Origin of the sequence: Paludisphaera borealis, from assembly GCF_001956985.1 — a bacterium.
Taxonomy (GTDB): domain Bacteria; phylum Planctomycetota; class Planctomycetia; order Isosphaerales; family Isosphaeraceae; genus Paludisphaera; species Paludisphaera borealis.
The window spans coordinates 3,214,794-3,226,848 of record NZ_CP019082.1 but is presented as its reverse complement, the minus strand read 5'-3'; the positions used below and the strand labels follow the sequence as shown (position 1 = coordinate 3,226,848).

The window sequence follows — 12,055 nt, the reverse complement described above, 5'->3', positions numbered from 1 at the left end:
CGGTCGTTGAACGTTCGACGCGCCCGTAGCTCAGGTGGATAGAGCAACGGTTTTCTAAACCGTCGGTCGCAGGTTCGAGTCCTGCCGGGCGTATTCGTCCGCGACTGTCCAAGTCGACGACCCGGCGTCGTCGCATCGCGGCGTCCGACGATGGACGCGGCGGGTTCCTCCAGAACAGGGAATCGTGGATTTTCCGTCGACTGGAAACAACGGTCCGAAACCGCCGCCTCTCGCCGTGCTCGCCGATGTCGTATTATGATTGAGGGGGCGAGCCGGTTTGGGAAGCCGGAGGTTCGTTTTCACGTGAAACGCTCGACCGGCCGGCGTCGCTTCGCTCTCCGTTTCCGATCGAGAGATTGAGCCAGGACCGAAGGCCGCCTCGGCCCGGATTGGACACTTGCGATGCCAGAAGAACGGCTGACCGAGATCCCGACGAACTGGACGACCATCAGCAGCGCGCACACCCCCGGCCCCAAGAGCCAGGAAGCGATGGGCGAGCTGGTCGGCCGCTACCACGACGCCCTCACGCGGTATATCCACCTGAAGGTCCGCGACAAGCACCTGGCCGACGAAGTGCTCCAGGAGTTCTGGACCAAGCTCCTGACCGGCAAGCTGTCCGGGGCCGACAAGACCAAGGGGCGGTTTCGGGACTACCTGCGGACCGTGCTGCACCGGCTGATCATCGATCATTTCCGCACCCGCAAGCTCCAGCCGCTTCCGCCTGGCGACCTGCTCGACGTCTCCCAGCCCGACGAGGATTTCGACCGCGTGTGGCGCGAGGCCGTCCTGCGACGGGTCTGGTCGCGGCTCGAAACCTACCAGGCCACGACCCCCAAGAACCGCTACGCCAGCGTCCTTCAGCTCCGCCGCGATTTTCCCAAGGCGTCGATCGACGACATCACCGAGAAGCTCGGCCAGATCATCGGCTCCCCGGTGACCCCGGAGGCGTTCCGCAAGAATCTCCAGCGTGCCCGCGCCAAATTCATCGAGCTCTTGATCGTCGAGTTGAAAGAGACCATCCATCCCACCGACGAAGCCGACGTCGAGGCCGAGATCTACGACCTCGGCCTGGGCCACCTGTATCGCCGCTACACCGCCTCGGGCGATCACTAAGCCGTTTCGGCTGCGACGATTGGCGATGAAGAGTCCCTCCCGACCAGGGCGGGGGACGTCAAGCGTCTGTTGGTCTTTACCAACCATGAGGAAAATTCCCCCGTCCCCTTGACCACCCATTTTCTGCTTGTAAAGTTCTACTAACGAAGGATGGAGCTTGGTGTAACCACGCAATCGTCTTTCTAATTGGACGTTCTGGTCCTGACATGGGATGGTTCGCGCTGTGCGCGATGGGCACCAGAGAGGAGCGGCGATGCTGGTTCTCTCCCGCAAGAAGAACGAGAGCATCATAATCTGCGACAACATCACGGTTACGGTGATCGAAATCCGTGGCGACAAGGTGAGGCTTGGAATCGAAGCCCCCAAAGACGTTACGGTTCACCGTCGTGAGGTTTACGAAGCGATCCAGAATCAGGCCCGGTCTCACGACCCGGGAACCCAGGCAATCAACCCCTGAGCGCGTCGAGCCGGTCTCCGGATTCGTCTCGCCTCGAATGAGTCGACCCCAGGATTTCGCAACGAGTCGCCCGCCTGATGGATGATAGGATCAGGTGGCTTTCGCCGGCGATTTCAGCAACCGAACGAACTCGCGCATCCAGGGGCCGTTGTCGGGCCATGCGCGCGCCGTGACCAGGTTGCCGTCGATGACGACCTCGCGATTAACGAACAGGCCTCCCGCCACACGAACGTCGGGTTCGAGTTCGGGGTAGCAGGTCAAGGTACGTCCGCGCAAAGAGCCCGCGGCCGCCAGGATCAGCGGCGCGTGGCACGTCGCCGCGATCGGTTTGCCTGCGTCAAGAAAGTGACGCGTGATCGCCACCACCCGGAGCCGGTTGCGCAGGTACTCCGGCGCGCGGCCGCCGGGCAAGATCAGGGCGTCGTAGGATTCGGGCCGAACCTCGTCGACCGTGAGATCGGCCGCGACCCGGTAGCCGAGCTTCTCGGTGTACGTCGCGAACCCCGGCTCGAAGTCGTGGATCACTGTCTGAATCGCGCCCTTTTCGAGGGCGGCGACGTCCACGCGCCAGCCTTCCTCTTCAAGCCGATGTTTCGGGTAGAAGATCTCGAGCGCCTCGCCGGCGTCGCCGGTGATCATCAGGATCGTCTTGGACATCGAGATACCTCATCATCGATATGCGCCCGGTCGGCCGACTGTTCGACAGGCTACACGGTCGCCGTCGCGGATTCAACGGTCCAACCCCCGCGCCGCATAACCGGTACTTCGAATCGACGTTCCGTCCGGTGTTCGGGTTGACCCGCCACCCCCGAACTGTTTAAAGTAGTCCCTGCACGAAGCGACGGCCCCGTCGTCTAGTGGTTAGGACACATGCCTTTCACGCATGCAGCACGGGTTCGACTCCCGTCGGGGTCACTTTTTCAATTTCCTTCCGGCCGTTCGAGAGCCCTGGCTCTCCACTCCACGACGGCCTCCCGACCGACAGCTGTCGGTCTTCACCGCGACGTCTTCGCCGGCTCGGCTCCGAGGGCGTGCAGGTGGGCGACGGTGCACCCGGCGAGGATCGGCACGTTGTAGCCTCCTTCCAGCAGGCTGACGATCCGGCCCTGGGCGTGGGTCTCGGCGACGGCCACGACCTCGCGCGTGAGCAGGTCGAAGTCTTCGACCTCCAATCCCAGGTCTCCCACGGGATCTTCGGCGTGGGCGTCGAACCCCGCGCTGATGAGCACCAGCTCGGGCTTCATCTTGTCAGCCAGGGCGTGCAGACCCGCGCGAAACGCGGCGAGGTACTCGGCGCGCGGCGTGCCGTGGGGCAGGGGGATGTTCTTGACGTGGCCGAGTCCTTCACCCGATCCGGTCTCGGACTTCAGCCCGGTGCCGGGATAGAACGGGTGGCGGTGGATCGAGAGGAAGCCGACCTGCGGCGACTCGTAGAAGATCTCCTGCGTGCCGTTGCCGTGGTGAACGTCGAAGTCGACGATCAAGAGCCGGTTGACGTCGTGCTTGGCGATCGCTTCCTTGGCGGCGAGGGCGACGTTCGAGAAGATGCAGAAGCCCATCGCGTGGGCTGGCAGCGCGTGGTGTCCAGGAGGCCGGACCAGGCACAGGGCGCGGCGGTTCGGGCCGCCGAGCACTTCGGCGACGGCCTCGACGCCGGCACCCGCCGCCAGCCTGGCCGCAAGGAGCGACTGCTCCGACATCCAGGTGTCGGCCTCGATCGAGCCGCCGCCACGGCGATCGACCACCTCCAGCTCCTCCAGGTACGCGGCTGAGTGGATGCGGCGAAGCTCGTCGGCCGTCGCCTCGCGGACCTTGCCCATGGGGCACGAGGCCATGAAGCCCGTGCGTTCCAGATGCCGCAGGATCGCCTCGAGTCGTTCGGGCCGCTCGGGATGCCGCGGCGGCACGCGGTGCTCGATCATCCGGCGGTCGGTGTAAATCGTGACGGCCATGATTCCTCCTGGTGATTCGCCGATGACCGATGCGGACGAACGAATCATACCAGAAGCCCGACCGCGCTTCGTCCCCCGGTTTCACGTGAAACTGGAACGGTGACGTGGACTTGCGCCGACACCGACTAGGAGTCGACAGGGCCGTTCTAGTAGAATCGTGCCCCATGACCCGGAAGGCCCCACTCACCCTGTCGCCATCGATTCGCCGCGAGGTTGCGTTCGTCGCCGTGGCGACCGTGATCGGCGCCCTGGTCCGGATCTGGGCGCTGGGCCGGCTCGGGCTCGTCCATTTCGATGAAGGCGTTTACGCGATCTCCGGCCTGTGGGCGATCGGCCCCGGCGGACTCGCGGGCCTCGATCCGGTCATCTTCCCGTACGCGCCGCCGGGATTTCCGATCCTCGTCGGGTTGGCGTACAAGGTCTTCGGCGCGAGTGACGTCGCGGCGATCTTGGTCTCGGTGACGACCGGCGCGCTGGCCGTGCCCGCATCGGCCTGGCTCGCCCGCCGGACGTTCGGGGCAGGGGCCGGCGCGCCGGCCGCGGCCCTGGCTGCCCTCTCCGGGTTCCACGTGGCGTTCTCCCGGATGGCGCTTACTGACGCCTCGTTCTTGCTCGTCTGGCTCGTCGGGTTGATCATCGCCCAGCGGTTTCTGGAGCGTCCTGGCGCGGCGTCGGGCGTCGCGCTGGGCGTGGCCGTTGGCGCGGCTCAACTGTTCAAGTACAGCGGTTGGACCCTCGGCGCCGTCGTGCCGCTCTCGGCCGTCGCGATCGCGGTCTGCGACCCGTCGCGTCGGGGGGCCGATTATCAGCGCCGGGTCTGGGGCTTCGGCGTGCTGGCGGCGGCGACTTCCGCTCTGGTCTACGCCCCCTGGTTCGCGTTCGTCGAGAACCACGGCGGCTATCGAGGGCTCCTGGCCCACCATGGCGGATACGTCGGCTCGCTCGATTCGTGGTTCGGGCACTGGCGGCTTCAGCTCGAACAGGCGAGCGCGCTCTCGGGCGGCTGGGGCTGGAACCTCGCGGCCTGGCTGCCGGCGATCGCCGGCGCGATCCTCGCGCGGCCTGATGCCAGAGCGTGGACGCGATCGTGGCGCGGTCTGGTCTTCATCGCCATGCTGACGGTGGCCGTCGTCGCCCCGACTTTCCTATGGTGGCTCGGGCTCGGCTGGCTGGTGTTCCCGGGCCGCGACGCCTCGCCCGGGCGGAGGCTTCTGGGCGTCGCCTGGCTGGGACTGTCGATCCTGACCCCGTTCTATCATCCTTACGCCCGGCTCTGGCTGCCGATCCAGTCGCTGGGCTGGATCGCTGGAGCGGGCGCGATCGCCGGACTGATCGCGCCTCAGGGCGAGTCGATGGGACGCTTCGGATTCCGTTCCGGCGTCCTGATCGCGTGCGGGCTGGCGGCCCTGGTTCAGGGGCTTGTGCTGATGCGGACGCCGAGCCTGGCCGAGCGGGGCATGGGCTTGCTGGCCCCGACCGATTCGCTCCGGAACGCCGTCGCCCGGGCGCTTGGGGATTCGCCCAGGGAGAATCCAAAGCTGCGGCTCCTCGTCCGGCCGCCGGTAACCTTCTATATAGGGGGCAGGGCGGAGGCTCGAATCGAGCCCGATCTTGATGGATTGCTGCGCGAAACCCGCGACGGCGCGTGGGCTCTTGTGGACCTGGCTCAGCTCGGTCAGTCGGGCGATCTCGCGACGACGTCCACGCGACTTCTTGAGCGCTGGGAGAAGGTCGGCGTGTACCCGACGTCCCTCAACCTGCCGACCTTGCTGGACGTCGATCCTGGCGCGGCCCGGCGGGCGCGGCCGGCCGATGCCGAGGCACCGCTCTGGCTGTTGCGTCCCCGAAGAAGTGGAGGCGAACGATGACGCCCGAGCCCCCCATCTCGCTCTGGCCCGATTCCGAGTCGCTGGGGACGATCACCGACCTGTACGAGCTGACGATGATGGCCGGCTACCACGCGAGCGGCATGGCCGGCGAGCCGGCGACGTTCGAGATCTTCGTGCGCCGGATGCCGCCGAATCGCTCGTACCTGGTGTTCGCCGGGCTGGAGCAGGCGGTCGGCGACCTGATGCGATTGGCCTTCTCGGCCGAGCAGATCGAGGCGATCCGCGCGTGGCCCGCGTTCCGTGAGCGGCCGGCTTCGTTCTTCGAGATGCTCCGCGAGCTTCGATTCAAAGGCGACGTCTGGGCGGCGCCCGAGGGGACCGTCGTGTTCCCGGGCGAGACGCTGGTCCGGGTGTCGGCCCCGTTGCTCCAGGCGCAGTGGGTCGAGACGTTCTTGCTGGCGTCGCTCGGCTATCCGACGCTCGTGGCGTCGAAGGCGGCGCGGATGGTCGTCGCCGCCGAGGGCCGGTCGCTGTTCGAGTTCGGCGCGCGGCGGGCGCACGGTCCGCAGGCCGGACTGCTGGCGGCCCGTGCGGCGTACCTGGCCGGCTTCGAGGCGACGAGCCACGTCGAAGCCGCCCGGCGGCTGAACATCCCGTGCGTCGGCACGATGGCCCATTCCTGGGTCCAGTCGTTCGATACGGAGAGCGAGGCGTTCGCCGCCTACGCCCGCGCGTTTCCGACGTCGACGACGCTCTTGGTCGACACCTACGACACGCTCGAAGGCGTCCGCAACGCCGCGACGCTCGACGCCCCGGTGGCGGCCGTCCGGATCGACAGCGGCGATCTCGCGATCCTCTCACGCCAGGCCCGGGCGATCCTCGACGCGCACGGCCGCCGGGACGTCAAGATCCTCGGCTCGGGCGACGTCGACGAGAACCAGCTTGCCGCGCTAGTCGCCGCCGGCGCGCCGATCGACGGCTACGGGATCGGCACCGAACTGGTCACCTCGCGCGACGGCCCGGCGCTCTCGATGGTCTACAAGCTCGTCGAGCTGGAGGGCAGGGGGCGGTACAAGCTCGCGCCGGGGAAGAAGACGTACCCGATGGCGAAGCAGGTATACCGTCGTCGCGACGCCGCCGGCCGCTTTGTGGGCGACCTCGTCGCCCGAGCCGACGAGCCGCCGCCGGCCGACGGTGAAGCGCTGCTCGTCCCGGTTCTCCGGCAAGGACGCCTCGTCGATCCGCCGCCGTCGCTGGAAGCGATCCGCGAGCGCTGCAAGGCGCAGATCACGGCGCTCCCCGAGGCGTTGAGAAAGCTCGACTCCGACGTCGCGTACCCGGTGGCGTACAGCGATGCGCTAGAGGCCGATGCGGCGCGAATCATGGATCGCTGAGGTTTTTCCACCGATCCGGCTCGCCAGTCGCTCCAGGGCCTTCAGACACAAGAGCGCTGTCGCACCCAGGCTGCAACAACCTAGCATTCCCCAGAAGATGGGAAAGACCAGGATCTCGAGGGCCGACACTTCCACCATTGGGTCCATCGGGAGAGTCTCTTCAAAGAGGACGATCGAGATCGGTCATTCGCCGACCTTCGACCGAGATGTGGGACGCACGACGGCCCACAAGGATCGCTCTTCACCAAGAGCAGGACCGGTGCCAAGATCAGAGAAAATGACGAAGCGGCCGCCGTCTCCAGCTTTTTCCGCCTGTTTTCAATCCGAAATCCGGCTACGCGCTATTCCTCGCGCGAGTTCAACCGCCCGCTTCCGTGCATGCTCGCCTAGTAACGAGGCCGAGTAGGGAAGGCGTTTCGCCATCCGGGGCACGCCCGATCGGGCATTCGTCCCGAACACCTCTGCGGGTCGCGGTGAGTTGGTCTCTCTGGGCGACTCGGCAGGTTGCGAAGTTCGGCGCGGGTCTCGAATGCGTGTCGAAGCCGGCCGATTTTGCCTTGCTTGCCTGACCTGGAGCGGAGTGTCCGAGAAGATTCGGGACGGCGCGGGACGGGTCGAGTTTCCGCGCGCAGCAGCCGATGATGACGCCAGAAGGATTGCCCGGGGGCTTGCGCGGAGGACGTTGTCACGACATGGCCAAGATCATCAGTGTGGCCAACCAGAAGGGGGGCGTGGGGAAGACGACGACCGCGATCAACATCGCGGCCGGTCTTGCCAAGTCGGGTCGTACGGCCCTGGTGATCGACGTCGATCCCCAGTGCAACGCGACCAGTGGGCTGGGCGTCGAACCCGCGCAACGGCACCCGCTGCTCGCGGGCAAGCCGCTGAGCGAGACGGTGGCCGAGACGTCGCAGCCGAACCTGTTCGTGCTGCCGGGGTCGCAGAGCCTGGCCGACGCCGATGCGCTGTCGGCGTCGAACCGCCAGCGCGCTTCGACGTTGCGCCAGCAGCTCACCGGCGAGTTGAGCCGGTTCGACTACGTCTTCCTTGATTGTCCGCCTTCCCTGGGCCAGCTCACCCGGGCGGCCCTGGGGGCTTCGGCCGAGCTGTACATCCCGATCCAGTGCGAGTATTTCGCGATGGAAGGTCTGTCGCAGATCATCGAACTGGCGCGGCAGACCAAGGCGCGAGACAACCACCGGCTCGAAATCGGCGGGATCGTCCTGACCATGTACGACCCGGCTCTCGACCTGGCCAACGAGGTCGTCGGCGAGGTCCGCCAGTATTTCGACGAGACGGTGTTCGAGTCGCTCATCCCCCGCGACGTGCATATCAGCGAGGCGCCCAGCCACGGCCGGAGCGTCCTCGACTACGCCCCGAGGGCTCGGGGCGCCCGGGCCTACACGGAACTTGTCATGGAGGTCATCGACCGTGAATAAACGACGCTTGGGACGTGGGCTGGAAGCGCTCCTCGGACGGGAAGAAGGGGGCTTCGAGCCGGGCTCGCTCGAAGAATCGGAGCTGATCCACGCACCGGTCGATCAGATCGACCCCAATCCTTATCAACCGCGCCGGCACTTCCCGGCGGCCGAGATCGCGTCGCTGGCCGACTCGATCCGCCAGCACGGGATGATCCAGCCGATCCTGGTGCGCGCCGTCGGCGACCGCTACCAGCTCATCGCCGGCGAGCGCCGGCTCCGCGCCAGCATCGAGGCCCAGCTCCACGCGATTCCGGCCCGGGTGATGGAGCTTGACGACCAGCGGGTCTTCGAGCTGGCCATGGTCGAGAACCTCCAGCGCGAGGACCTCAACGCGGTCGATAAGGCGACCGCGTTTCGCGAGTACCTCTCGCGGTACGGGGGAACCCAGGAAGAACTCGCCGGCCGCCTCGGCCTCGACCGTTCGACCGTTTCCAACCTGATCCGGCTGCTGGAGCTTCCCGACGAGATTCTCCTCGCCGTCCGCGACTCCGAGATCACTCAGGGGCACGCCCGCGCCCTACTGGGCCTGCCCGACGCCGAGACCCAGATCGTCGCCTGCCGGCGGGTGATCGCCGAACGGCTGTCGGTCCGGCAGACCGAGGCCCTGGTCGCCACCGGCGTCCCGACGCCGTCGCGGACGCGGGTTCGCAAAGACCCCGCTCATGCCAACGCGGTTCGGGCGCCCCACATCACGGAGCTGGAGCAGCAGCTTCACCAGCGGTTCGGAACCGCCGTCCTGATCCGCTCGCGGACCCCCGAGAAGGGGCAGATCATCATCGACTACAACACCCAGGAAGAATTCGACCGCGTCAGCTCGCTGATCCGCGGCGGGTGAGCATCCGAGGGATCGGCCTCGCAACCACCGGGGAATGCACCTGGCTTCCCATTTCAGAGGGCTGGTTTCGATTTCGAGAATTCAGATGTCCCTTTGAGGACGAGCGACGACCTGAGAAGCTGGGTCGTCGCTCGTCCTCAAGTCGTAGTTGGGGTTGGAGCTAGCATTCGTGACCGGGAGCCGCCCGCGGCTCGGCCGGCGATGGCGCCCGATTTGCTTTGAGCCTCGTTCGTATCCCCAGAGTCACTCCGAATCGATCGTCCCCTGTTCACAGGCGTCTTGCGTGGCGTCGCCGAAACCTCGTTGAGTATCTCGACGCCTTGCCGAGCCTCGTCCGCCGGTCGAGAGCCGCGCGATCACGGGCCGCCGCCGACCGGCTGCAACTCTTTAGTCAGGTGGAACTTGATGTGCCCACGACCGCGTGATGGATCGGCGGATGATGGACTCAGCAGCTCCTTATTACGGTTCGTCGACGACGACCAGCTCGGTCCACTTCGCCACGCGCTCAGCGATTTCAATCATCGCTGCCGCAACCTGCTCAACGGCATGAAGATGAGCTTCTACCTGGCGAAACGGTCGTCGCCCGGTCCGCTGTCCGAGCGTTGGGGGGAACTGGACCAGACGTACTGCGCGGTCGAGCAGCTTTTCGAGCGGCTTTCGACCATCTACCGAACTATGCCGCTGACGCTCATGAAGCTGCGGTTCGGGTCGCTGGTGGACGAGCGATCGAGGGGCTGGGCCGCCTGGTTCCAGCAGAACGGGAACACGCTGACGCTTGAACCGCCCGACCGCGAGGCGATCGGCGAGTTTGACGCGATGCGCCTGATCACGGCGATCGACGCCTTCGTCGCCTGGCGCGCCGAGTCGATGCCCCGGGGCGGCCGAGCGTTCTTGAAGTGGGCGACCGACGGCGGCTGCTTCCAGCTCGCGTGGCGCGAGCAGGCGTCGGACCTCACTCAGCCCGAGGCCGCAGTATCCGACCCCTTCCCCGCCCGGGGCTCGCTGGCGGCGGCGACGGGATCGCTGTCGCTGCCGTTGCTGGCGCGTGTGATCTCCGAGCACCGGGGACGGCTCACCTGGACGCGTGAGCCGCACGTCGAGGCTCGAATCCGCTGGCCCTTGTTCGTCTCGCCTCCTGCCCCGCGCATCACCGAAGACGCCCAGGCTGCCTCAGGGCGTTGACCGCCTCGACCGCACGGGCCGAAGGTCCGGCTCGGTATGAGCGTTTTGCGCTTCAATCCTTCCCTTGACCGATATCCCGCGATCCGCATAGGATGCGTGTGGTCGAGTCTGGGACGCGACACGGGGCGTAGCGCAGCTTGGTTAGCGCGCCTGCCTTGGGAGCAGGAGGTCGCTGGTTCGAATCCAGTCGCCCCGATTCCGTATCGAGCCCGACGATTGACGTACCCCGATGGGGTTCCGGGGCCGGCACCGGCCGGCAGCCAAGACTTGTCCCTCCACAATTTTGGGCGTGCCGCCGTGTCAGAAGAATTCGATTCCGCGAAAGCTCGGGCGGCACGGAGTGCGGCTGAACTGGTCGAGTCGGGGATGACCGTCGGGCTCGGGACGGGTACGACGGCCTCGCTGATGCTCCGCCGCCTGGGCGAGCGAATCCGCGATGAGGGGCTCACCTTCGTCGCCGTGCCGACCAGCCTGGCGACTGCCGAGCTGGCCCGCGAGCTGGGCGTCGAACTTCGCGACATCGACGACGTGCCGGCCCTCGATCTCAACATCGACGGCGCCGACGAGATCGATTCCGAGTTCCGGATGATCAAGGGGCGCGGGGGCGCTTTGCTCCGCGAGAAGATCGTCGCTTGCGTCGCCAAGCGGCGGGTGACGGTCGTGACCGACGACAAGCAGGTCGACCGCCTGGGCGTCGGCGCATCGGTCCCCGTCGAGGTCAGCCGGATGGGTGCCAAGCACATCGAGCGACGGCTCCAGCGGCTCGGCTCCGAGACCGAGCTGCGCCGCAACGCCGACGGCCTCTCGTTCGTGACCGACGGCGGCAATCTGATCATCGACTGCCGATTCCCCGGCATCGACGACCCGGCCGACCTCGACTCCCGCCTGAAATCGGTCGTCGGCGTGTTCGAGACCGGCCTGTTCATCGGCCTTTGCGACGTTCTGATCATCGGCAAGGACGACGGCGTCGAGCGGATTGAAACCCACGCTCGACGCTCGCCCGGCTGCGGCTGACCGCCGGCCGTCCTGGTTACGACTTCGACTTCAACCGCCCCTTCAGCTCGTCGAGGATCTCGGCGGTCTTCGAGGCGCCGAAGCGGTCGCAGCCGAGGTCGACGACGGCGATCGCCTGGTCGAGCGTCCGCACGCCGCCGGCCGCTTTGAGCTTCACCTGCGGAGGCGACGATTTCCGCATCAGGATCAGGTCTTCGTGGGTCGCGCCGCCGGTCCCGTAGCCGGTCGACGTCTTGACGTAATCGGCGCCGACCTCGCCGCAGATCCGGCAGAGTTGGATCTTCTGCTCGTCGTTCAGGTAGCAGTTCTCGAAGATCACCTTCACGATCGCCCCGCGGCCGTGCGCCGCCTTGACTACCGCGCCGATGTCGGACGCCACCTCGCTCCAATTGCCGCCGAGGACCTGGCCGATGTTCACGACCATGTCCAGCTCGGTCGCGCCGTCGTCGATCGCCTGCTGAGATTCGAACACCTTCACGGAGGTGGCGTGACCGCCATGCGGGAAGCCGATGGTCGTGCCGACCTCGACGTTGGTCCCGCTCAGCAGCCGCGTGGCGAGGGAGACGGCGAACGGCTTGATGCACACGCTGGCGACGTCGTATTCAGCCGCGATTCGGCAGCCTTCCTCTAACTCGGACTCCGTCAGCGTGGGGCCCAGGAGCGAGTGGTCGATCCGCTTGGCGATCCGTTCGTAGGTCAATTCCGCAGCCATGTCTCGAACACTCCCGCAACGGCCCCTAGAATGCTAGTCGAGTCTCCAGTGCTGATTCTGTCGGCTTGCGGACTCGAGAGCAAGGG

At 66.5% G+C, this 12,055-nt stretch carries 11 protein-coding genes and 3 tRNA genes; 11 read left to right on the top strand and 3 right to left on the bottom strand.

Going from position 1 to position 12,055, the window contains the following annotated elements:
• Window positions 1-19: 19 nt before the first annotated feature.
• The 3 genes from BSF38_RS12485 to csrA all read left to right on the top strand — a co-directional run bounded on the left by BSF38_RS12485 (window position 20) and on the right by csrA (window position 1,570).
• A tRNA-Arg gene (locus BSF38_RS12485) sits at window positions 20-93 on the top strand.
• 309 nt (window positions 94-402) lie between these two features.
• A complete protein-coding gene (locus tag BSF38_RS12480) occupies window positions 403-1,113 on the top strand; it encodes an RNA polymerase sigma factor (RefSeq protein ID WP_076346042.1) in 711 nt (236 codons plus the stop codon).
• Window positions 1,114-1,366: 253 nt separating this feature from the next.
• Window positions 1,367-1,570: a carbon storage regulator CsrA gene (gene csrA, locus BSF38_RS12475; RefSeq protein WP_076346040.1), complete on the top strand. Its 204-nt coding sequence runs from the start codon at window positions 1,367-1,369 to the stop codon at window positions 1,568-1,570.
• 90 nt (window positions 1,571-1,660) lie between these two features.
• Here csrA and BSF38_RS12470 read toward each other — a convergent pair whose 3' ends face one another.
• Window positions 1,661-2,227: a DJ-1/PfpI family protein gene (locus BSF38_RS12470; RefSeq protein WP_076346038.1), complete on the bottom strand. Its 567-nt coding sequence runs from the start codon at window positions 2,225-2,227 to the stop codon at window positions 1,661-1,663.
• A 186-nt stretch (window positions 2,228-2,413) separates the two neighbouring features.
• On the opposite strand from BSF38_RS12470, the gene BSF38_RS12465 reads away from it, so the two are divergent.
• Window positions 2,414-2,485, top strand: a tRNA-Glu gene (locus BSF38_RS12465).
• Window positions 2,486-2,565: 80 nt separating this feature from the next.
• On the opposite strand, the gene BSF38_RS12460 is transcribed toward BSF38_RS12465, so the two are convergent.
• A complete protein-coding gene (locus tag BSF38_RS12460; protein WP_076350820.1) occupies window positions 2,566-3,522 on the bottom strand; it encodes a histone deacetylase family protein in 957 nt (318 codons plus the stop codon).
• 164 nt (window positions 3,523-3,686) lie between these two features.
• On the opposite strand from BSF38_RS12460, the gene BSF38_RS12455 reads away from it, so the two are divergent.
• From BSF38_RS12455 to rpiA, 7 genes are all read left to right on the top strand, one after another.
• Window positions 3,687-5,390 carry an ArnT family glycosyltransferase gene (locus BSF38_RS12455; protein ID WP_076346036.1) on the top strand — a complete coding sequence of 568 codons (1,704 nt, stop codon included), beginning with the start codon at window positions 3,687-3,689 and terminating at the stop codon, window positions 5,388-5,390.
• Window positions 5,387-6,745, top strand: a complete 1,359-nt coding sequence (locus BSF38_RS12450) for a nicotinate phosphoribosyltransferase (RefSeq protein ID WP_076346034.1) — start codon at window positions 5,387-5,389, stop codon at window positions 6,743-6,745. Before BSF38_RS12455 ends, BSF38_RS12450 begins: the two co-directional genes overlap by 4 nt.
• A 692-nt stretch (window positions 6,746-7,437) precedes the next feature.
• Window positions 7,438-8,184 (top strand): ParA family protein, encoded by a 747-nt coding sequence (locus tag BSF38_RS12440; RefSeq protein ID WP_076346030.1) that lies wholly within the window; start codon window positions 7,438-7,440, stop codon window positions 8,182-8,184.
• Window positions 8,177-9,061 (top strand): ParB/RepB/Spo0J family partition protein, encoded by an 885-nt coding sequence (locus BSF38_RS12435; protein WP_076346028.1) that lies wholly within the window; start codon window positions 8,177-8,179, stop codon window positions 9,059-9,061. Before BSF38_RS12440 ends, BSF38_RS12435 begins: the two co-directional genes overlap by 8 nt.
• Window positions 9,062-9,466: 405 nt before the next feature.
• Window positions 9,467-10,243, top strand: a complete 777-nt coding sequence (locus BSF38_RS12430) for a hypothetical protein (protein WP_145952096.1) — start codon at window positions 9,467-9,469, stop codon at window positions 10,241-10,243.
• 121 nt (window positions 10,244-10,364) lie between these two features.
• Window positions 10,365-10,439, top strand: a tRNA-Pro gene (locus BSF38_RS12425).
• Between the two features lie 101 nt (window positions 10,440-10,540).
• Window positions 10,541-11,257: a ribose-5-phosphate isomerase RpiA gene (rpiA, locus tag BSF38_RS12420; protein ID WP_076350818.1), complete on the top strand. Its 717-nt coding sequence runs from the start codon at window positions 10,541-10,543 to the stop codon at window positions 11,255-11,257.
• Between the two features lie 16 nt (window positions 11,258-11,273).
• Here the strand turns inward: rpiA and deoC are convergent, their stop codons facing one another.
• Complete coding sequence (deoC, locus tag BSF38_RS12415) at window positions 11,274-11,969, bottom strand: deoxyribose-phosphate aldolase (protein WP_076346024.1); 696 nt, start codon at window positions 11,967-11,969, stop codon at window positions 11,274-11,276.
• Between the last annotated feature and the right edge of the window lie 86 nt (window positions 11,970-12,055).